The following is a 21,017-nucleotide window of genomic DNA, read 5'->3' on the forward strand; positions in this document are numbered from 1 at the left end:
TTCCTCCAATCCTCATTCATTATAGAGGATGGAGCAGGAAGCTGACAACTGCATAAAACATACCGTTTTATGCAAAACTCTCATACTCCTTCAAACTGAGGCAAATACAGAATCAGAGAATAGAAAAACCGCAGGGTTCACCTGCGGTTTCGTCCACCTCTACACTACTTCTTTTTTCTTTTTCATATTCCGCTCTTTCAAGTTCACCCATACTTGGGCAGCAATAAAGATAGAGGAATACGTACCACTCACCAGACCGAACAGCAGGGCCAAGGAGAAGTTTTGAATGCTCTCGCTTCCCAAAACAGCAAGTGCAAGAGCTGTGAAGAATACAGTCGCTACCGTGTATACAGAACGGCGCATGGTTTGCCACAGTGACACGTTCACCAAATGTTCCAATTCAGGAATTGTCTTAGATTTCATCGTTCTCAAGTTCTCCCGAATCCGGTCAAAAATAACGATTTTATCGTTAATTGAGTAACCCAAGATCGTCAGAAGCGCTGCAATAAAGGTAATGTCTACCTCCAACCCGAGGATGGAGAACAGTGCAATCGGAATAAACACGTCATGCGCAAGCCCCACGACACACGCAATACCGAACAGCCATTGGAAACGAATTGCGATGTAGATGGCAATTCCGACAGCAGCAATCGCAACCGCAATCCCTGCTTTTTTCACCATCTCTTGCGCAATACTCGGATCAACCGACGAAACCTGCTTCGAGACCTGCTCACCATATTTTGCTTTGAGAGCCATTTCCACTTTCATCAGTGTGTCGGATGAAATGGTTTGGTCAAAACGTGTATAGGCCTGACCTTGATTTTCACCATACGGAGTGACCTTGCTGAAATTCACATTAGGAACCTCTTTCTTGATCACTTCTTCTATATCTGTCGGATTGAATTGTTTTCCAATGAATAGATCCAAGCGAGTTCCTGCCTTAAAGTCAACGCCAAGGTGAAGCCCTTGAAATAGCGTAAACAGAAGGCCGATGATAATAATCATAGAAGAAGCGATGAAAAACTTCCTGCGATTTTTTACGATGTCAAATCTGATTACAGTATGGTCTTTATCATAGCTCACGGATCTCACTCTCCTTTACCCCGAACCAGAACGGCTTTTTAAACATGTTGGAACGGACAACCAGCCAGAGGAGGAAGCGAGACCCAAACACGTTGGTAATGATACTTACGATAATCGTCATCGCCAATACAACAGCGAAGCCTTGTACGGAGCTCGTCCCGAAAAAGAACAGTACGCCCGTTGCAATCAGCGTCGTCACGTGAGCATCGATAATCGTAATCAAGGAACGGCGTTCACCCGCACGGAAGGCAGAGAGGACAGTCTTGCCAGAACGAATTTCTTCTTGGATGCGCTCATAGGTAATGATGTTAGCATCCACGGCAATTCCCACGGCCAAAATAAATCCAGCAATACCCGGCAGCGTCAGGGTTGCATGCATCCAGTCGAGTACGAGCATACAAAAATAGGTAAATCCAGCCAAAGTAATGTTCGCAATCATACCTGGCATACGGTAAACAACTACCATGAAAATAAAGATCAGCGCAGCTCCGATATACCCTGCATATAAGGTTTTCTCCAGAGCCAGGGTTCCCAAGGAAGCACCCACGGAGGTTACTTGCTTCTCAATCAGTTTAGCTGGCATCGCACCGGAATTCAGCAGATCAGCCAATTCCTGTGCCGATTCCTGTGTGTAATTTCCAGTAATCTGCGCGCTACCACCAGTAATGACTGATTGAATGGTCGGATTAGTTTGCATCGTCTCATCCAAAAAGATCGCCATTGGCTTGTGCAGGTTTGCACGTGTAACGTCTTCTAGCTTCTTCGGCTCAGAGAATTTCAGGGTAACGAGCGGGCGTTTCAGCTCGTCATAACCAACTGCTGCCCCGTTTGGAGCCAAGTCACTTCCTTGCAGCATAATCTTGCCATTTTCATCACGGAATGTCAGATGAGCTGGCTTCCCGATCAACTCGCGAAGCTTGTCCTGATCCGCTGTTTGTGACGCGATTTGAACACGAATCCGGTTTGGCAATTCGGTTGTGGTGACTGGCTCTGCCACGCCACCGATGTTAATCCGTCTTTCAATCATGTGAGCTGTTGATTTCAAAAGCTCGATATCAACTTTGTGCCCAGCCTCGAGAGGCTCTACCTCATACAGAATCTCAAACCCGCCCTGCAGGTCCAGACCGAGTGTGATGTTTCCTGCCACCTGCTTGGTCGTAGTTGCTACAAGCGTAGCCAAAAGTCCTACAACGACCAGAAACAGGAGGAATCTTCCCCATTTAATCATAGTAGTAATACCCCTCTTTCCTAACAGGGTCCCGTCCTAGACGAGAAACCAATATGCCCATTATAACGAAGTACAAAAAAACGTGTCAATTATTGCTGGAAAGGTGAACCATGGTAACCAACCCCTTGCGTTTTTCGCGACATGTACGTATACGAAGAGGGCGGCCGGAAGTTTCTATAAAATCACTAAGAATTTTTGTACATTTGAATCATGAGGTAATTCATATACTTGTTTGGCTTCAAGGACAAAATGTCGTTGACAAGCTGGTGGATCGGCGGCATTTCTTTATAGCCGTTCGTGACACATTCCCAAACGTCTTCAGGTGCCACGTTATCGTACCCCAAAAGAGCAAATTCCTCTGCCTTGCTTACACAAAGACTTACGACTTGCCCATACCATTCCTGTTTTTCCGCTTGGTCCATCCCAATTTCCCCCTCAAAGTAGTCATGCCGACAGCGGCACGTCCATATTCTTTACTGAGTGAATTTATCCTTGCAAAGGAGCCTTCCATGAAACAATCCTTCTTTTACGGAACGGTCATCCTCATTATTGCTGGTGGCATCACCAAAGTGTTTGGCTTTGCTCACAGGATCGTGTTGTCGCGCATTATCGGAGCGGAAGGAATGGGGCTTTATCAGATGGTTGTGCCCCTTTTATACTTTCTGATTACTGTGACGACATTCGGACTTCCGGTCGCCATTGCAAAACAAGTGGCAGAGACGGAAGCAGCTAATAATCCGCGGCTGACTCGCCGATTTTTGTTACTAGCCTTGTCGGTCGCCGGCGGGATTAGCCTCTTCATTTGCGTCCTGCTCCTCTTGTTCTCTCAATGGATTTCCGGAATGCTATTCGCAGACCCTCGTGCACACATTGTTCTGCTTGCAGCTATTCCGGTCATCCCGATTTCCGGCATTTCTCTTGTCCTGCGAGGATACTTCCAAGGCAAGCAAAACATGATCCCTACTGCCGTCTCTCAACTTGTGGAACAAGTCGTCCGAATGGCACTGGTCGTTGTCATGACGATGTCGTTTCTTTCGGCAGGCATTGAGTACGCCACAGCAGGGGCTGTCGCCAGCATTATTTTTGGAGAAGCCGCCGGACTCTTGTACATTCTCTGGCAGTATCGTAAAGGCAGCAAAAAAGCAGCAGCTCAGCTTCTGGATAAGCCTCTTTTCATGACGGTTTCAGCAAGCAAACAGAGCTTGTCACAGCTCATCCATGTCGCACTTCCTGTCACGCTTAGCCGCGTCATCGGCTCCATCGCTTACGTGCTAGAGCCGTTGCTCGTGCCATACGCACTCGTCATTGCAGGATTTACCACCTCGACTGCTACTGGTTTGTACGGACAGTTTGCCGGGATGGCCGTTCCTTTGTTGCTTTTTCCCACTTTTTTAACGTATTCCTTGTCCGTTTCCCTCGTTCCTGCCGTGGCGGAAGCGGCCTATCAAAAAAATGCTCCACTCGTGCATCGCCGCATTTATCAAGCCATGCGGATTACACTCGTCATCGGAGCACCTTGTACCGTCTTGCTCACCATTTTTGCAGAACCTTTATGTGTCCTGCTCTACGGCAATGAGTATCGAGAGGTTGGCGTGCTGCTAAAAGAGCTCGCACCGTTCTCCGTCTTCCTGTTTTTCCAAGCACCGCTTGCAGCTGCCTTGCAAGGTCTCGATTACGCTCAGGTCGTCTTTCGAAATACGCTGATCAGTGCTATCGTCAAAACTGTCGCCATGTTTTTTTTCACGGCACATCCAGCATTCGGCATTCACGGTGCTGTCATTGCTCTTAATATCGGCATTACGCTTGGGACATTATTGCATTTTGCCAGCCTGATTAAAAAAATTGGTTTTACGATCGACTTTCGGGAATTCGGCAAAATCGCAGTCGCCATGCTGCTCATGGGTTATTCCGGTTCCTACATTGCCAGGTATTGGTTTATGGACGTATCGATTGGACAGCTATTGACTGCAAGCACCTTCATTAGCACCTTGCTGTACATTGTCCTGCTCGTCGCCATGCGCGTCTTGGGCAAGCAAGATGTGCGACGCATTCCGTGGATCGGCGAACAACTCGCCGTGTTCTTCCCTCGCCGCTAGCGCTTATTGCAGCGGCTTGTCTTTTTTGTCCAAATACATGATGCCACGCTCGTCAACGCTGCAAAAAGAAACCTCTCGAATGTCTTTGATTCCGTATTTCCTGATTTCTCGTTTCAGCCAAAGCTCGTTTTGCCCGATCTTGTTCAATGCTTCCGTTCTCACCTTGCCATCGAGAATCAATGGGATAGGAAGACCTCTGTACGAGACAGGACCGACCTGTTGCTTCTTCATCAACGAGAGATCTTCCCTCGTAACCTTGTCTTTTTGCTCCTTTAAAAACACACTCATCTGTCCAGTTGGCTCCAATAACGCAAATTCAACATCGGCAATGTTTTTTACGTCTTTTTGCCGCAGATGCACCATCAAGTCATCCATATTCAATCGATTGCGACGCATCGCATGCTCCCTGATTTGCCCATTTTCTATAATCAAATCGGCAGAGCCGTCCACTGTATCGCGGAATTTCTTGCTCTTTAATGACACATAAGCGAAGACGACTTCCAATAAGGCAATCAACAGCATCGGCAAATAAAACCGAAGAGCAGGCTTATCCACATCCTCAATTGCCAGTGCAGCCATTTCTGCTAGCATAATCGAGATGACCACATCAAAAACGGACAGCTTTCCCAATTCCCGCTTTCCCATCAACCGCACTAAAATCAGGAGGAAAAAATACGAGAAAAGGGTGCGAAGTAACACCATTGTAAGATTATCCACTTTCGCTGCCCCCCAAAGAACATTTGATAGTAGTGTTCAACAGGGGGCAGGGAAAGTATTAGCACCAATTACAGCCACTTTCGCTTGCGGAAAATGTGAAGCATGGCAAACGTCATGGCTAGCATAATCACAAGTGCCACGATCAGCATATACGGTTCTGCTTCTTCACCCAGCCATGCGAAAGTATTCATCCCGAATAGTCCGGTGATAAATGTCAACGGAAGGATGATCGTGGAAATAATGGTAAGAACCCGCATCGTCTCCGTTGTTTTGGCACTAATGATGGTGTAGTACGTATCCAACGCACCGTTAACCAGATCACGGAAGGTTTCCGTTGAATCCGAAATCCGCTCCAAGTGGTCTGTTAGGTCGGTGTAGAACGGAACGTTTTCCTCGGAAATATCGAAGGAGTAACGGCCGTTGACGTTCGCGAAAATTCTCTTTTGCGGCATGATCACACGCCTGATTAAAATAATCGTTCGCTTCAACGCCAGGAACTCTTCGGTAATTTCCTCCATCTGATGCTCATAAATCTCGTCCTCCAGCTCGTCAATCCGCACACTAATCCGATCAATAATAGGAAAATATTCATCGGTAATCCCGTCTACAATAGCATACAGCAAATAGTCAGGACCTCTGTTCAAGTAAGAAATGTTACGGTGACACATGGCAGCGATCCGACCGATGGTATTCATCGGGGACTTGTGGATCGTCACGATGTAGTTAGGGCCGAGAAAAACGTTCAGTTCTACCGTTGTGATCTCGTCATCGCTTTCTTCATTGTAACGCAGGGCGTGAAAAACGAAGAAATAGTAGTCATCGTACTTGTCTACCTTGGCACGTGGACTGACGTGCAGGCAGTCCTCAATTGCCAGCGGGTGAAAGTCAAAAATCTTGGCAATATAGGGCAGTTCATTGTTTCCCACATCATACAGATCGATCCAGAGCAAATCCTCTGGTGATTTCAGCCATTGATCCTTCGTTGCAAGATCAACGTCGTGAAACATCTTCTGTTCAGAGTGGTTATAAAAGTACGTTTTGATCAATCTTCCTCACCCCCGTCTTGTTCCCCATCCATCATACGAAAATTCCTATCAATGTTCAACGCGAAGATGAATACGTGAGCCAAGCCTCTCATATAGATGTACAAACACTTCCAATAAGGGGGTACATACCGTGCGAAGTGCATCCACCTCTGTACTGACCGGTCTATTGTATACGACATGCCTTGTTTTAATTGGAGCGTTGCTTGCGACCCTGCTCCTAAGCTTCACCTCGATACGGGAAGGCACGCTGCCCTATTTTACGTATGTGATCAATGCTATCGCGCTCTTGATCGGGGGATTCGTCACCGGACGTCGTTGTGGTGGCAAGGGCTGGTACTACGGCGGACTTACCGGACTCACTTACTTCCTCTTCATCCTCTTGATCGGCTTCCTCGGCTTTGACGCCCCAATGCAATGGGGGACCTTCCTGTTCTTGTTCGGTGCTTTTGGAGTGGCCGCGTTAGGTGGGATTCTCGGCGTGAATTCGGCCAATTCCAACAACAAGCATAAAGGCGGTAAACCTAAAGTTATCAAGCCTCGCCGCTAAAACAAGACAGAAAAAAGCAGGTGGATCACCCACCTGCTTTTCGCATGTATTATTTGGATTCTTCTTTTGTTTCTTCGCTCTTCGCTGGTTCACTCTTAGCAGGTTCGTTGCTGGAAGAAACTACGTTGTTGATCGCGCCACGATCGAAAGTAACGTTTACGTTGTGAGCAATGCGCAACGTAACAGTATCATCAGACAGGTCTTGGATTGTTCCATGCACTCCACCGATTGTTACGATCTTGTCGCCTTTTTTCAGAGCAGCAAGCATAGCGTTGCGTTGTTTTGCCTTCTTTTGTTGCGGACGAATCAGCAAGAAGTAAAAAATCGCAAACATGATGATAATCGGTAAAAACTGAGTCAAGCCATCCATGAAAAAAATCCCCCTCGATTAAAAAGATCTATCTTCACCCAATCCATATTGAGCGAAAAACTGGTCGCGGAAATCTTGCAAGCGGTCTTCGGCAATCGCCTGACGCACCTGTTCCATTAACTTCACCAAGAAGTGCAGGTTGTGGTAGGTAGTTAACCGGATGCCAAAGGTTTCCTCCGACTTGACCAGGTGTCGGATGTAAGCACGTGTGTAATTTTTGCAGGTGTAGCAATCGCAATTTGGATCAAGCGGGGTAAAGTCGCGCGCGTATTTTGCATTGCGGATGACCAGTCTTCCCTGGCTTGTCATGCATGTCCCATTGCGGGCAATTCTTGTCGGCAACACACAATCAAACATGTCGACGCCGCGGATCGCTCCCTCGATAAGAGCATCTGGTGAGCCAACCCCCATCAAATAGCGGGCTTTGCTTGTCGGAAGCAGTGGAACGGTATGCTCCAGCACTTCGTACATCAAAGGAAACGGTTCTCCCACGCTCAAACCGCCGATCGCGTATCCTGGGAAATCCATGGAAACGAGATCTCGTGCACTTTGTGCGCGCAAATCGTTGAACATGCCACCCTGAACGATTCCAAACAACGCTTGTTCGTTTGGACGAGTATGCGCCTTCAGGCACCGCTCTGCCCAGCGGGTTGTTCGCTCCATTGATTTTTTTACGTAATCGTACTCCGCAGGATAAGGAGCACACTCATCGAATGCCATGAAAATATCAGCACCCAACGCGTTTTGAATCTGTGTCGCCTCTTCAGGACCAATAAACAGCTTCTCTCCGTTTAGGTGGGAACGGAAGGATACTCCTTCCTCCGTGATCTTGCGGAGGTTACTAAGGCTAAATACTTGAAAACCGCCGGAATCAGTCAGAATAGCACGGTCCCAATTCATAAAGCCGTGCAGTCCGCCTGCCTCTCGAACAATTTCATGCCCTGGACGAAGAAACAAATGGTACGTATTACTAAGGATGATGCCCGCACCAATCGTTTTTAACTCCTCGGGGCTCATCGTCTTTACTGTCGCTTGTGTACCGACAGGCATAAAGACAGGGGTGTCAATCGTCCCATGAGGTGTATGTAGCTTACCGAGACGTGCACCAGTTTGCTTGCATGTTTTGATTAACTCGTAGCGTACAGCCAAATCTTTGCACTCCTCAAGCTATGTATGTAAGTCTTACCTATTATAGAAAAACTTCTGGATGAAGTAAACCCACCTGACTAATAAGTATACACTTATACAGGTGGGTTGTTCACATTTTTATAAAATTAGCATCGCATCGCCAAAACTGAAGAAGCGATACTCCTCTTTCACAGCCGTTTTGTAGGCACGCATCACATTCTCTTTTCCAGCCAAAGCACTCACTAGCATGACGAGCGTAGACTTCGGCAAGTGGAAGTTAGTCAGTAGCCCGTCCAGGATGGAAAACGTGTAACCCGGATAAATGAAAATATCCGTCCAACCAGAAGTTGCTACCAGTTTTCCTCCATTCGCGCGCCCTACTGTCTCCAATGTGCGACAGGATGTCGTCCCGACAGCGATTACTCTTCTACCCTCTGCTTTTGCCTGATTCACCAGCTCTACTGTTTCCTCGGGAATCTCATAGTACTCCGCGTGCATGACATGCTCTTCCACGGAATCCGCTGATACAGGGCGAAAAGTCCCAAGTCCAACATGCAGGGTCACGTAAGCCAGCTGTACGCCTTTGGCAGCAATTTGCTCCAAGTACGGCTTTGTGAAATGGAGACCGGCTGTCGGAGCTGCTGCTGAACCGCGCTCCTTCGCATAGACTGTCTGGTAACGCTCACTGTCCTCCAGTTGCGCGTGAATATACGGAGGCAAGGGCATCGAGCCTAATTGGTCGAGAATTTCATAAAAAATCCCCTCGTACAAAAAGCGCACGATTCGTCCACCTGTCTCTGTCACATCTTCACAAACACAACGCAAAAGACCGTTACCAAAAACCACTTCTGTCCCCTGCTTCATCCGCTTTCCGGGCTTCACCAGCGTCTCCCAGCGATCGTCACCAAGTGACTTCAACAAAAGGATTTCTATTTTCGCACCAGTCTCCGCCTTTTCTCCAATCAATCTGGCAGGCAAAACGCGGCTGTCATTCATGACGAGTACGTCCCCTGCTTGAAGGTGATCGATTAAATTGGTAAATTGCTGATGAGCGACATTGCCTGTTTGTTTCTCTAACACGAGCAATCTCGATGAAGTTCGGTCTTCTAGCGGGTGCTGGGCAATCAAATGCTCCGGCAAATCAAAATCAAATTGTTGCACGTCCACGAAATCGTTACTCCTTTTTGCGGTAGATCTTGTGGCAAACGACTTACTTTTCGATTGTCACATCCTGGTAGTAGTGTTGCAAGATATCTTTGTAGTCATACCCTTCCTCTGCCATCGCACGTGCTCCGTATTGCGAAACACCAAGTCCGTGCCCAAAGCCAGTACCACGGAAGATGAATTGCGAACCATTGATCTTTTCCACTTCAAACTTCGTGCTACGCAGAGGGGAGCCACCTTGTTGAAAAACAGAACGGAAAGCATCTGGTGAAGAAACAACGATTGGCGTCCCGTTTGCTTCCATCGCAATCACACGCCCAGATGGACCGCGTCCTGTCACTTTCAGGCTCGTTACGCTTCCTGAAATGCGCGGAGCTTTGTTCTTGTCATGCGCGGCATTGATCATGGCTGCGATCTCTGTAGCGGTGAACGGACCGCGCGTCCACGAATACGCATTTTCTTCTTTTACTTCTGAGAGAATCGTTACCTCTGCGCCAGAAGGCAGAACGGATAACACACGATTCGTCGTTGTACTTGGACCTGAACGCAAATTCGTATTCTCAGTCGAAATGACCGCTATTCTTTGTCCCGCTGAATTGCTCTGGCCTGTTTCGGTTACCAGATCACTTCTTACATAGCCGAGCGTACCGTCTGCTAAAGCCACGCGATACCATACGCTCGCATTGTCCATTGGATAGGTGTCTTTACTCTCGACAGATCGCAAATAAGGAACAGGATTGCCCCATACTTCTGTACCGTCCGCCGTCATACCGCCTGCATTGGAATAGAAGAGCGACTCGGCTGGTTTGCCTTGGTAGTAAATGATTTCGCCTTCTGTCTTGTCGACAGCCTCACGCACATCATCAGACTCTTTTGTATAGCCGTAATACGCCTGTTCAAAAACCGTATCGGACACATTGGCAACGCCATACTTATTGCCTTGCCACACAGCACGAGTTCGCGACAGGACCGCCTGTGTCTTCAATGCTTCCATCGGCCAGCCTGGAGCCATTTCAGAGCCAACCACTCCATACAGATACTCTTCCATCGAAAGCTCATTTACTAGTGTTAAGTGACCATTGTATTCTGACAGCTCCATCTCACCGCGATATGTACGCTGCTCTCGTTCTACAACGCCAATCACCGATTCATCCCCTGCTTTATTCGCTTCAACTGTCAGCTTAACTTGCGGGGAGAATACATACTTCCAAATCACTTCATCCGGTGATCCGTATACATCCTGCTTCAATATAACATAAGATTGGCTGTCTGGCTCCTGATAGGAGAAAGAAGGAAATGCGGCGTTTGCTCTTCGTTTCAATTCTTTCACGGCATCAGGACTAACCTCGTCACCGATCCAAACCGCATATTTGACTTTGTCCCCATCTGATACCATTACGGGATAAGCAGGAATACCTGCTGCTTCAAATGACGCTTGCCATTCTTGTGCTTCCGTTAAGCTTTTGAATTTACCCGCTTCGAGTCGATGCGGACCTTTTACCTGCGGATTCTGCCCGATTGCTTGGGCAACCGTTTTTGCCTGATTCGCAGCAGCCTGATACGTGTCATACGTTCCGCTTACAACCTGATAGACGGTCTGCCCGTTACGTTTTGCCACCTGGATTGAGCCCTCGTATTTGCGTTGGCTCATTTGCTGTGCAATCTGCTGTGCGCGATTCCAGTCACCTGTTTCAGCTACGATCAGATGATATTCATCAACCCGGTAACGAGTTGCATCTCCCTTTAATTCGGGTAAATCTGTCTTGCCTTCGGGTCCATTGAGCACGACTTCCATTCCATTTTCAGCAGTCAGCGTAATAGAAGGAACTACTCCCCGATAGCCTTGTCCTGTATCCACAAATAGCGCAACTCTAATATTGTCGCCGGCTGCCTGCGCTGGTACTTGTCCTCCTACGAGAACTACTGATAGCAGGCCCACCGAAAGGACTTTCCCCATCCATTTCTTTCTCATGTCGTCCATTGTCCTTTCTCCACCTGATTTTCAACAAAAATTGGCATGTCTTCCCATGTTTTTCGACAATCACAGGTTAATCTCCTGCCTTTTTCGTAAAATGTGACCAAACGCCCACACGCAAAAAAACCACCGGAACGACTAGCTCCGATGGCCTTCACACTTGCCTATTTAAACAGCCGGAATAAATACATGCCAAGAGACAGGACGATGCTAATCACAATACAAGTCACAATCGGAAAGTAGAACTTGACGTTTTCCTTTTCTACCACGATATCTCCCGGCAAGCGCCCCAGCGGCAAAAATCTGCCTCCTACCTGCCACAAAAGACCGATTATGATTAAAGCAGCACCACCAATAATGAGTAGCTTGGCTACAGGATTCACGATTTCATCTCCCGACCAAAGTGTTGGTACGCACTCGGGGTGAGAACCCGCCCCCGCGGCGTCCGCTGCATAAAGCCAATCTGCATAAGGTATGGCTCGCAAACATCTTCCACCGTTTGTGACTCTTCTCCGATTGTTGCTGCGATCGTATCCAGTCCGACCGGTCCACCGTCAAAGCGATCAATAATCGCTAGCAACAATTTGTGGTCGATATGATCGAGACCGCAGGCATCCACTTGCAATCTTTCCAGTGCTTCTTTGGCAATCTCTGTCGTAATGACACCTTCGCCTTTTACTTGGGCAAAATCGCGGACCCGCTTTAACAAACGGTTTGCCACCCGAGGTGTTCCACGTGAACGTCTGGCAATCTCCTCTGCTCCGCCTTCTCGAATGACGACCTGCAGGATGTCGGCTGCCCGCGAAACGATAAAGGTCAGTTCCGGGACTGTATAAAACTCCAGGCGATTAACAACCCCAAAGCGATCTCGAAGCGGCGCGGACAGCATTCCAGCCCGCGTCGTAGCCCCAACCAGTGTAAATGGTGGCAAATCCAAACGGACACTGCGAGCACTTGGCCCTTTACCAATAATGATGTCCAGCGCAAAATCCTCCATAGCCGGATACAAAACTTCCTCGACGCTTCGGTTGAGCCTGTGAATCTCGTCAATAAACAGGACATCACCTTCTTGCAAATTCGTCAAAATCGCTGCCAAATCACCGGGACGCTCAATTGCAGGACCGGACGTCGTGCGGATATTCACACCCAGCTCATTTGCAATAATTTGCGACAGAGTCGTCTTCCCCAGACCAGGCGGACCATACAGCAGTACGTGGTCCAACGACTCTTTTCGCATTTTGGCAGCTTCAATAAAGATTTTCAAGTTTTCCTTCACATGCTGCTGACCGATGTATTCATTTAAATAGCGAGGACGGAGGCTCAGCTCCGCCGCATCTTCTTCCCAATTCATATGCGTCGTGATGATCCGAGAATCCAAAATCCTACCCCCTCATGAGCAACGCAAGCCCTTGTTTGATGAGCTTTTCTACACCATCGCCCTCTTTTGATTTCTCAGACAGCGTGTTTCTGATTTTTTGCAGTTCACCATCAGAGTAACCTAGTGCAGTCAATGCATCGAGTGCTTCGTTCAGTGCGGACACAGCTTGCTCCCCTGCTGTCAAATCACCCGCTGCAACAGTCAAAATCGCAGATGGTGTGTACCCTACCAATTTATCCTTTAAATCGAGGATAATGCGCTGGGCCGTCTTTTTCCCAATCCCCGGAAATTTCGTCAAATAGGTAACATTCTCCTGTTGAACCGCCATCACCAGCTGCTCAGGCGTCGCCGCAGCCAAAATAGCTAATCCGCCCTTTGGACCGATTCCGCTAACATCAAGCAGCTTGCGGAACAAATCGCGTTCGTCACGGGTAGCGAAGCCGTACAGCAGGATGGCATCTTCACGTACATGGTGGTGGGTAAACAATTTGGTTTTGCTGCCTTCATACCGAACGAATTGGTACGGGTTTGGGCAAAACAGTCGATAACCAATACCGCCAGTTTCGAGGACTATGTATTCCGAATCGAGATAACTAAGTGTACCTTCTACAAAATCAATCATTTCTGAACCCCTTCCGAAATGGAAATGAACGCGCGAAACTGTGCGTGCGTAATGGCAATGCCCAATGCGTCCGCCACATCGTCAGGCTTTGGTACTTCTTTTAACCGCAATAGGAGCTTCGTCATTTCCTGTATTTGCTTCTTTTCTGCTCCCCCGTATCCAGTCACGGCTTGCTTGACCTGCATCGGGGTATATTCATAGACCGGCACACCAGCCAGCTCTGCCGCAAGCAAAATAACCCCTCGCGCTTGGCCAACGGTAAAGGCCGTCGTCACGTTTTTATTAAAGAAAAGCTTTTCGACGGACATTTCATCGGGACGATATGTTTCCAGAAGGCTCTGCATTGCCTCAAAAATCTGTTTCAATCTAAGCGGTACTGGCAATCCTGCTTCTGTCTGAATGCTTCCATATTGGACGGGACGCAATTGGCTGCCCTCTTTATCCACAACCCCGAAGCCAACAATCGCAATGCCAGGGTCAATTCCTAAAATGCGCATAGTCCACTCTCCGTGAGCAAAGATTCTACTCTCTACTGTAACACAAAGCACTCAAAAAGCGAACGTGTATTTCCATATAAAAACCCGCTCCTTAGAAAGGAACGGGTTATACGGCGTCTGTTAGTGTTTGTTCATTCCGAGTGAATCCGACACATCATGCTGCATGTGGGCATAGTCATCCACGCCACTCTGCATGTGCTCTTTGATCTTGTTGATCTGTTGGTAATTGAGCTTGTTGTGCCCTTGGTTCAACTGAACGTACAAACGCTGATGGAACTGGTCTTTGTAGCTACCTCTAGGCATGGTAGACATGGTCTAAAGACTCCTCCTTCGATCACCGTATGAAATCAGTATGGCGTAAGCGCATTGGCGTTATGATACCAAGATTTACGCCACATGAGCCAGACATCTTATTGAAACGATAAGATGTGGAGGTGTTGGTTGTTGCGAAGCAAAATCCTTATTTTTTGTATATATTTTTTCGCAATTGCACTGTCCATGCCTTACTCTGCGCTTGCCAAGGCCAAGAATGACATCATTGTCACCGTTTCGGTGTCACCCGAGTCCCCCTTCAAAACAACCATATCCTTCCGTGATCAAAAGCAGCTTACGAAGCGGTTATTGGGCTCTACCACAGAAATCGCCTCCTACAACCCACACTGGGTACGTGCTACATTGACCGTAAAAAAACGAATATATGTATATGATCACGATGGCCAGCTATATGAAAAAGAAATGCCTCGTCGTTATGTATTGACAAACGATGTTCGCCAGAGGATCGAAGAAATGGTCAAGTCCGTAGAGGCAGTCCATTTTGCACAAGCCATTCCCTGGGAACAGGTGAAAAAAACGTTGAAACGGATGGAGTTCGGTACCGTGATTGATTTAGAGACAGGACAACGTTTTGATGTCCAGCGCAGAGCAGGCAGTCGCCATGCCGATGTTCAACCGTTGACGCGCAAGGATACACAGATCATGAAGAACATTTATCAGGGAAAATGGTCGTGGAAGCGCAGAGCCATTCTGGTAGAGGTAGACGGCACTTATTTTGCAGCATCCATGCACGGAATGCCTCATGGCGCTGGTGCGATTAAAGGAAATGAATTCCCTGGGCATTTTTGCATCCACTTTTTCGGCAGCTCCACCCATCGAAGCACCGAGCCCGATCCGAGTCACAGCATGATGATTCTCAAGGCTTCCGGAGCACTTGCGGCTACAATAAAAGGGGCGTCTCCTGAAGAGCTGGTCGGCTATTTCCTCACCGCTCTGCATGAGCACGACACCCACGCGATGCGGATGACAACAGATGGTTTCACGCTTCCAGAAGGGCTGTCTTCGATCGAGTCTGTGCGATCGTCAGAAATCATCATCCCATCAGACGAGCGCGGGCCCCTCTTGATAGAGGTACCTGTTCGACTCTCATACATTGCCCGGGAAGGTGGTAATTTTCGAGAGACATGGGAGTTTCTTTTGCGCCGCGATGTCCCGGGAGAACGCTGGCGAATTATTGCGATTGAACTGAATCCATAGCAACGGAAACAAAAATCCCTTTCCAGTCCAATACGTGCTTGTTACACGAAAGGCTCGAAAGGGATTTCTTTTGGTCCACCTGTTTTCATTGGCCACTCCATTGGTATTCGCCATAGGTGGACAATACACTGTTATACTCTGCCAAATTACGAATGCGAATCCCCCGTTTCAGATTCTCCCATTCCTCTTTTGGCAGACTTGCTTCCATTCTCGCAGTATCGATTCGATAAAAGGTTTGCACGACATCTTGTTCAGCAGGCAGACCATGAAATAGGGCAAGCATGCCGTCCGCAGCTATTCCGATATGTCCATTCTCCTTGCACGCTGGCGCTATATCCTGCTCGCGTTTCATTAAGATCATCTTGACAGGCTCTGCTTGTACAATTTCCCATCCATTATAGTTGCCCATGACATCTGCCAATTGATTGGTATGAACTGATACATGTTCTTCATCTCGCACCCCACACAAATAATGGCGAGCTAAAACCAACTCATACGACGGACCCGCAACTACATCTGCTTTGCCTGCAAGGTTTACTAAGCGCGCAAGACCTGAATCGTTTCCGTCTTTACCGACTAACACGATACCCACTAGGACGCCTGTAGCTAATGCTGCACCCCACGTCGCGTAAACCATCCACTTTTTCTTCTCAGTCACATAGAACCCCTTCTTTTATAGGCTTTTCTTCCTATCATTGCCACAAAGAAACAGGGACATACGCGACTAAAGGTGGATTGACCTTCTATTTTTTTATTTTTGTCAATACAAAAAATTAATATACTATTTGATCTAGCTATCTATCCAGCCTTCGAATCTAATGATAAACTATTTTTGCTTGGCATTATTGTAAACTTATGGAGGTCATTTCAAACATGAAAAAAACGAACAAAAAAATGCTGACTGCTTTCCTCCTCAGCACTTCTTTGGTTGTTGGCGCACTCTCTTTTCCTCTTACTCCAGTAAGCGCGCAAACAGGTTCTGTCCTCAAGCTCCGCCTGTTGGAAACGACAGATATCCACACCAACATCGTGAACTATGACTACTATCAAGACAAAAACACAGACGAGTTTGGCTTCGCAAAAACAGCCACATTGGTCAAAAAAGCACGAGAAGAAGTGAAAAACAGCATCCTGATCGATAACGGTGACTTATTGCAAGGAAACCCATTGGGCGACTACGTGGCAAAAATCGACCCGTTGAAAGCTGGAGATACTCACCCTGCTTACAAAGCAATGAACCTGATGGACTATGATGTTGCCAATATCGGTAACCACGAGTTCAACTTTGGTTTGGAGTTCTTGGACACCAGCTTGAAAGGTGCGAAATTCCCTTACATAAACTCCAACGTCTATGTTGACGACAAGGACAAAAACCCTAACAATGACAAAAACATGTTCACTCCTTACGAAATCCTGGAGCGTACTTTTAAAGATGAGAACGGCAAAGATGTAAAACTCAAAGTAGGCGTTATCGGTTTTGTTCCTCCTCAAATTATGCAGTGGGACAAGGCTAACCTGGAAGGAAAAGTAATCGCGAAGGACATCGTAGAAACCGCCAACAAATTCGTACCTGAAATGAAGAAAAAAGGTGCGGACATCATCATCGCAGTTCCTCACTCCGGAATTGGCCCTATCGAGGGTGGTCCTCAGTTGGAGAACGCTAGCTACCAGCTGAGCAAAGTAGATGGTATCGACGCGATCTTGTTTGGACACTCCCACTCCGTATTCCCTGGCCCTGGATTCGATAAAATTCCAGGCATTGATGCAGAAAAAGGAACGCTCAACGGTAAACCAGCCGTTATGCCTGGCTTCTGGGGTAATCACCTCGGCGTGATCGACCTGACGCTGAAACAAGAAAACGGAAAATGGAAAGTGGCTGAGTCCGCTACAAAAGTAGTTCCGATCTATGACAAAGCTAACAAAGCATCCTTGGCTGATGCAGACAAAGCTATCGTAGATGCAGTAAAAGAAGATCACGACAAAACAGTTGAATGGGTTCGTTCCGCTGTAGGGAAAACCTCTTCCCCGATCTTCAGCTATTTTGCACTTGTGCAAGATGACCCATCTATCCAAATCGTAACGAATGCACAAAAATGGTTCGTTGAGAAAAACGTGAAGGGTACAGAATACGAAGGCATTCCAGTTCTGTCCGCTGGTGCACCATTTAAAGCAGGTGGCCGCAACGGAGTAAGCTACTACTCCAATATCCCTGCTGGTACAATCGCCATCAAAAACGTATCTGACCTGTACATTTACCCGAACACATTGAAAGCGGTTCTGGTCGATGGAGCTACGGTGAAAGAATGGCTGGAGCGCTCTGCTGGACAGTTCAACCAAATCGATGTGAAGAAAGCAGATGAGCAACCACTCATCAACGAGTCTTTCCCAACGTACAACTATGATGTAATCGACGGTGTTACTTATCAAATCGATGTTACACAGCCATCCAAATACGCTGTAGATGGAAAAGTAGCAAACAAAGATGCAAACCGCATCAAAAACCTGTCTTATAACGGCAAACCAGTAAAACCTGAAGACAAATTCCTCGTCGTTACCAACAACTACCGTGCAAGCGGCGGCGGTGCGTTCCCAGGTCTGGATGGCAAAAACATTGTAATCGATTCTCCAGATGAAAACCGTCAAATCGTAATTGACTACATCCTGAACCAAAAAAATATCGACCCAGCAGCAGACAACAACTGGTCTTTTGCTCCAGTAGATGCGAAGCTGAACGTTACATTCACTTCTTCTCCTGACGCGAAACCATTCGCTGAAAAAATGTCCAATATCAAGTTCATCAACGTATTGGAATCTGGGTTCGCGAAATTCTCTATTGATCTGTCCAAGCCTGCTTCCAAGTAAGCTTGTCAACAACACAAACATCCCTCTTTCGAGAGGGATGTTTTGTTTTATCCGACTATCCAACAAAATGGTAATGACCCCATGGAGAGCGCTGGAAAATTCGTTCTCCATCGTTTAAAAAGCGTTGGCGATTCGCCATCATTTTGCCTTCCATTTGGATCAGCTGCATGACGCCCTTCATGTGGTAGCCTGGGCGCTGACTATACAAGCCAGTTACCTCCCGCAAGAAATTATCCGGATAGCGAAGCAATTGATGAACAGCCCAAATCTGGGTATCAGATAAATAGTTGACGTTACTATAGGCTTCCATCGCTTCCACAAAGGAATCCATGCGGTACTCTTGCATCAATAGCATACGCGACATCAATTGTACAAGGTCAACAAGCTGGAGATCATGACCTACTGTATCAAGGTCAATCAAATAGCAATTGCCTCGCTCCGTAAGCAAAAAATTATGACTCGCCACGTCTCTGTGTGCGAGTGTCCCCCTCTCCATGGCTAAAAACATTTCTGGCGTCAAAGGCAGCTTGTAGGCAGATTGCAGCAGTTCGTTGCCATCCCGAAGGACGTGATCTGCCTGTTGGGAAATGAGTTGCTCCAGTTTGTTCTGGGGTCCCTTCTGTTCAATCGACCACATCAATCGCTCAAAGTATTCCAAGCGGCTCTCCCATTTATCTAAAAGAGCCGGTTTTCCTTCATACGCATAGGAATGAGCAATAGGAAACCCCTGAGCTGCGACATGAAAACGGGCCAATGTTTCTGCTGTTTTTTTAACATCGAAAAGAGAAGCGTTATCTGCTTCATGCCCATCAATCATTTTCATGATGGTGTAATGACGGTCTTCGTATGCAAAAATTTTGGACCCTTCCTGACTCGCCACATACTGCACCGTATGATGAAAGCCCTTTTGATGTAGTGCATCTGCTAACTCTGTCACCCACACAGCTTTTTCGACCTGCTTATATCCTTTGAGTATCCAGTGGCCCCGGTCTGTTTTTAACAGGTTGACGTTTCGCTTCGGCTTCACCCCGTAGATTTGACAGCGAAAAGCCTTTTCAATGGTGGATAAGATTTCTTTGTTCATCCCATACCCTCTCAGTAAGAAGAGGATTCTTCATGCCCATCTCCCCAGTTCGGCCAAACCCCTTGTTCAGGCATGGAAGCCATACACGGGGAAGGTGGGAACATCATGTTATTGTGAATCCCCTGTGGAGAACGATTGTACTTGCCCTTTCGGCCTCTGTACTCCGGGACTTCAGAAGAACACTCACATGATGATGACTCCACTGGTTCCGGGCACACAGGCTTCTTCGCTCGTGGCCGCTTTAATGGCATGGGTGGAAATGGTGGCGGGCATGGATAAGGAAACGGCATCGGTCTGATCGGTGGCGGGACAATCGGTCGTCTATTTGGATAAAACGGGCCAATCCACGGGTTTCCGTACGGTGGGCAAGGCGGAAATGGCGGGAATGGTGGCATGAACGGAGGTGGGAATGGCTGGAATGGACGCACCTGTGGCGATGGCCTGCGGTCTTGCTCTGGACTTACCCTCGTCGATGGCTTTAGCTTCTGCTGTGGACTCACTTTTGAAGACGGCTTGAGCTGCTGTTGTGGGCTCACTTTTGAAGGTGGCTTGAGCTGCTGTTGTGGGCTCACCTTCGTAGGCGGCTGCATCGGCCGCAACGGACTCACCCGTGGCGGTGGATAGTTGGGCTGCATCGGTTGCAACGGACTTACCTGTGGTGGTGGGTAGTTCGGCTGCATCGGTTGTAACGGACTTACCCGTGGCGGTGGATAGTTGGGCTGCATCGGTTGCAATGGACTTACCCGTGGTGGTGGGTAGTTCGGCTGCATCGGTTGCAATGGACTTACCCGTGGTGGAGGATAGTTGGGCTGCATCGGTTGCAACGGACTTACCTGTGGCGGTGGATAATTCGGCTGTTGGCAAGGTGGGCAAGCATATGCTGGCGGTCGTGTAGGCTGTAGTGGCAAGACCTGAGTCGGTGGTCTATATGGAATGTTGGGCACATTTTGATTCGGTGGAATCGCTGGTCGATAAATATACGGACTCACTCTGGTCGGAGGCGGAGTCGGTATGAGTGGACGTATAGGTACAGGCGGAACAGGAGGCAGCACATTTGGCTTGCCTGAAATGTTCGGTGGTTTATACGGTGTTGGCTTTTCAATCGGTTCTGCGGGTTTTTCGATTGGTTTTTCGATTGGCTCTGTGGGTTTTTCAATAGGCTGTGTTGGTGGTGGAGGTGGTAATGTTGGTGGTGCCGTTGGCCTGACTACCTCTGGTGAAACAGAAGGGACTGGTGGTCTTGGCGTTTCTTTGGGAGGTCTAGGCATCTCCTTGGGTGGTCTCGTAGGAATGGGAGCTGGCGGTAGAGTAGGTCTGGTCTCCTCCCTGGATTCGATTTCCACCTCTCCTGATTCTTCCGGCTCAATTGGCCGCCTTTCAATTTGTTGCGGTACCTCCATCTCTTCCTCTTCCGTAATCGGTCTTTCTTTCACATAAGGGGCCGCCTCACTCATTGGATGCGGGGGCGTCGTTCTTTGCGGTGGTCGTGGTCGGACAGGAACTTGTTTCGCCGGAATCTTGATTCTCGCTCCTGGATAAATTGTATCGGGAGTTTTTAATTGACTATTAAGGCGTAACAGTTCTTTGTAATCGACGCCATATCTTTTGGCGATCTTCCACATCGTATCGCCTTTTTGGACGATGTGTATTCTCAATGTTTTTCTCCTCCCTTGCACCAAACTCCCTAACA

The 21,017-nt window shown here is 47.9% G+C and carries 21 protein-coding genes; 4 read left to right on the forward strand and 17 right to left on the reverse strand.

Features of this window, described 5'->3' with window-relative positions:
• Positions 1-159: 159 nt before the first annotated feature.
• From secF to C7R91_RS18725, 3 genes are all read right to left on the reverse strand, one after another.
• Entirely contained in the window at positions 160-1,083 is a 924-nt protein-coding gene (gene secF, locus C7R91_RS18715; protein ID WP_083995160.1) for a protein translocase subunit SecF, read from the reverse strand.
• Positions 1,073-2,311: a protein translocase subunit SecD gene (gene secD / locus C7R91_RS18720; protein WP_083995162.1), complete on the reverse strand. Its 1,239-nt coding sequence runs from the start codon at positions 2,309-2,311 to the stop codon at positions 1,073-1,075. Before secD ends, secF begins: the two co-directional genes overlap by 11 nt.
• 185 nt (positions 2,312-2,496) lie before the next feature.
• Positions 2,497-2,733: a post-transcriptional regulator gene (locus C7R91_RS18725; protein WP_047072757.1), complete on the reverse strand. Its 237-nt coding sequence runs from the start codon at positions 2,731-2,733 to the stop codon at positions 2,497-2,499.
• 87 nt (positions 2,734-2,820) lie between these two features.
• On the opposite strand from C7R91_RS18725, the gene spoVB reads away from it, so the two are divergent.
• A complete protein-coding gene (gene spoVB, locus C7R91_RS18730; protein ID WP_047072758.1) occupies positions 2,821-4,407 on the forward strand; it encodes a stage V sporulation protein B in 1,587 nt (528 codons plus the stop codon).
• Between the two features lie 3 nt (positions 4,408-4,410).
• On the opposite strand, the gene C7R91_RS18735 is transcribed toward spoVB, so the two are convergent.
• Both C7R91_RS18735 and corA read right to left on the reverse strand, forming a co-directional pair.
• Complete coding sequence (locus C7R91_RS18735) at positions 4,411-5,124, reverse strand: DUF421 domain-containing protein (protein ID WP_047072760.1); 714 nt, start codon at positions 5,122-5,124, stop codon at positions 4,411-4,413.
• Positions 5,125-5,192: 68 nt separating this feature from the next.
• Positions 5,193-6,170, reverse strand: a complete 978-nt coding sequence (gene corA, locus C7R91_RS18740) for a magnesium/cobalt transporter CorA (protein WP_007717563.1) — start codon at positions 6,168-6,170, stop codon at positions 5,193-5,195.
• Positions 6,171-6,300: 130 nt separating this feature from the next.
• Between corA and C7R91_RS18745 the strand changes: the two genes are divergently transcribed.
• The gene (locus tag C7R91_RS18745) at positions 6,301-6,717 is read left to right on the forward strand and encodes a TIGR04086 family membrane protein (protein WP_047072761.1); all 417 of its coding nucleotides are present in this window, start codon (positions 6,301-6,303) and stop codon (positions 6,715-6,717) included.
• A gap of 49 nt (positions 6,718-6,766) precedes the next feature.
• On the opposite strand, the gene yajC is transcribed toward C7R91_RS18745, so the two are convergent.
• From yajC to C7R91_RS18790, 9 genes are all read right to left on the reverse strand, one after another.
• Positions 6,767-7,087 carry a preprotein translocase subunit YajC gene (gene yajC / locus C7R91_RS18750; RefSeq protein ID WP_047072763.1) on the reverse strand — a complete coding sequence of 107 codons (321 nt, stop codon included), beginning with the start codon at positions 7,085-7,087 and terminating at the stop codon, positions 6,767-6,769.
• A gap of 18 nt (positions 7,088-7,105) precedes the next feature.
• Positions 7,106-8,236 carry a tRNA guanosine(34) transglycosylase Tgt gene (gene tgt, locus C7R91_RS18755; RefSeq protein ID WP_047072764.1) on the reverse strand — a complete coding sequence of 377 codons (1,131 nt, stop codon included), beginning with the start codon at positions 8,234-8,236 and terminating at the stop codon, positions 7,106-7,108.
• Between the two features lie 117 nt (positions 8,237-8,353).
• Entirely contained in the window at positions 8,354-9,382 is a 1,029-nt protein-coding gene (gene queA, locus C7R91_RS18760) for a tRNA preQ1(34) S-adenosylmethionine ribosyltransferase-isomerase QueA (protein ID WP_047072766.1), read from the reverse strand.
• Positions 9,383-9,425: 43 nt separating this feature from the next.
• Entirely contained in the window at positions 9,426-11,360 is a 1,935-nt protein-coding gene (locus tag C7R91_RS18765) for a SpoIID/LytB domain-containing protein (protein ID WP_047072768.1), read from the reverse strand.
• Positions 11,361-11,518: 158 nt separating this feature from the next.
• Positions 11,519-11,737, reverse strand: a complete 219-nt coding sequence (locus C7R91_RS18770) for a DUF2905 domain-containing protein (RefSeq protein ID WP_047072769.1) — start codon at positions 11,735-11,737, stop codon at positions 11,519-11,521.
• The gene (gene ruvB / locus C7R91_RS18775) at positions 11,734-12,732 is read right to left on the reverse strand and encodes a Holliday junction branch migration DNA helicase RuvB (RefSeq protein WP_012685582.1); all 999 of its coding nucleotides are present in this window, start codon (positions 12,730-12,732) and stop codon (positions 11,734-11,736) included. The genes C7R91_RS18770 and ruvB overlap by 4 nt, the downstream gene beginning before the upstream one ends.
• A gap of 4 nt (positions 12,733-12,736) precedes the next feature.
• Positions 12,737-13,354 (reverse strand): Holliday junction branch migration protein RuvA, encoded by a 618-nt coding sequence (gene ruvA / locus C7R91_RS18780; protein ID WP_047072771.1) that lies wholly within the window; start codon positions 13,352-13,354, stop codon positions 12,737-12,739.
• Complete coding sequence (gene ruvC / locus C7R91_RS18785; protein ID WP_047072773.1) at positions 13,351-13,851, reverse strand: crossover junction endodeoxyribonuclease RuvC; 501 nt, start codon at positions 13,849-13,851, stop codon at positions 13,351-13,353. Before ruvC ends, ruvA begins: the two co-directional genes overlap by 4 nt.
• A gap of 120 nt (positions 13,852-13,971) precedes the next feature.
• Complete coding sequence (locus C7R91_RS18790; protein ID WP_047072775.1) at positions 13,972-14,163, reverse strand: hypothetical protein; 192 nt, start codon at positions 14,161-14,163, stop codon at positions 13,972-13,974.
• Between the two features lie 132 nt (positions 14,164-14,295).
• Here C7R91_RS18790 and C7R91_RS18795 point away from each other — a divergent pair, with 132 nt between their 5' ends.
• Positions 14,296-15,381 (forward strand): hypothetical protein, encoded by a 1,086-nt coding sequence (locus C7R91_RS18795; RefSeq protein ID WP_236697946.1) that lies wholly within the window; start codon positions 14,296-14,298, stop codon positions 15,379-15,381.
• An 85-nt stretch (positions 15,382-15,466) separates the two neighbouring features.
• On the opposite strand, the gene C7R91_RS18800 is transcribed toward C7R91_RS18795, so the two are convergent.
• A complete protein-coding gene (locus C7R91_RS18800) occupies positions 15,467-16,039 on the reverse strand; it encodes a BofC C-terminal domain-containing protein (protein ID WP_047072779.1) in 573 nt (190 codons plus the stop codon).
• Positions 16,040-16,254: 215 nt separating this feature from the next.
• Here C7R91_RS18800 and C7R91_RS18805 point away from each other — a divergent pair, with 215 nt between their 5' ends.
• Positions 16,255-18,243, forward strand: coding sequence for a bifunctional 2',3'-cyclic-nucleotide 2'-phosphodiesterase/3'-nucleotidase (locus C7R91_RS18805; protein WP_047072781.1), 1,989 nt, complete (start codon positions 16,255-16,257; stop codon positions 18,241-18,243).
• 55 nt (positions 18,244-18,298) lie between these two features.
• Here C7R91_RS18805 and C7R91_RS18810 read toward each other — a convergent pair whose 3' ends face one another.
• Complete coding sequence (locus C7R91_RS18810; protein WP_047072783.1) at positions 18,299-19,327, reverse strand: YutH/CotS family kinase-like spore coat protein; 1,029 nt, start codon at positions 19,325-19,327, stop codon at positions 18,299-18,301.
• An 11-nt stretch (positions 19,328-19,338) separates the two neighbouring features.
• Positions 19,339-20,982 (reverse strand): LysM peptidoglycan-binding domain-containing protein, encoded by a 1,644-nt coding sequence (locus C7R91_RS18815; RefSeq protein WP_083995164.1) that lies wholly within the window; start codon positions 20,980-20,982, stop codon positions 19,339-19,341.
• Positions 20,983-21,017: the final 35 nt, after the last annotated feature.

This window comes from Brevibacillus formosus (assembly GCF_003013405.1).
GTDB lineage: Bacteria > Bacillota > Bacilli > Brevibacillales > Brevibacillaceae > Brevibacillus > Brevibacillus formosus.

What these genes read in the sequence shown, in the direction of transcription:
- C7R91_RS18765 (WP_047072768.1), bottom strand. Translation starts at nt 11,360, where the DNA reads ATGGACGACATGAGAAAGAAATGGATGGGGAAAGTCCTTTCGGTGGGC.
- secD (WP_083995162.1), bottom strand. Translation starts at nt 2,311, where the DNA reads ATGATTAAATGGGGAAGATTCCTCCTGTTTCTGGTCGTTGTAGGACTT.
- ruvC (WP_047072773.1), bottom strand. Translation starts at nt 13,851, where the DNA reads ATGCGCATTTTAGGAATTGACCCTGGCATTGCGATTGTTGGCTTCGGG.
- ruvA (WP_047072771.1), bottom strand. Translation starts at nt 13,354, where the DNA reads ATGATTGATTTTGTAGAAGGTACACTTAGTTATCTCGATTCGGAATAC.
- C7R91_RS18725 (WP_047072757.1), bottom strand. Translation starts at nt 2,733, where the DNA reads ATGGACCAAGCGGAAAAACAGGAATGGTATGGGCAAGTCGTAAGTCTT.
- spoVB (WP_047072758.1), top strand. Translation starts at nt 2,821, where the DNA reads ATGAAACAATCCTTCTTTTACGGAACGGTCATCCTCATTATTGCTGGT.
- C7R91_RS18810 (WP_047072783.1), bottom strand. Translation starts at nt 19,327, where the DNA reads ATGAACAAAGAAATCTTATCCACCATTGAAAAGGCTTTTCGCTGTCAA.
- C7R91_RS18790 (WP_047072775.1), bottom strand. Translation starts at nt 14,163, where the DNA reads ATGTCTACCATGCCTAGAGGTAGCTACAAAGACCAGTTCCATCAGCGT.
- yajC (WP_047072763.1), bottom strand. Translation starts at nt 7,087, where the DNA reads ATGGATGGCTTGACTCAGTTTTTACCGATTATCATCATGTTTGCGATT.
- C7R91_RS18805 (WP_047072781.1), top strand. Translation starts at nt 16,255, where the DNA reads ATGAAAAAAACGAACAAAAAAATGCTGACTGCTTTCCTCCTCAGCACT.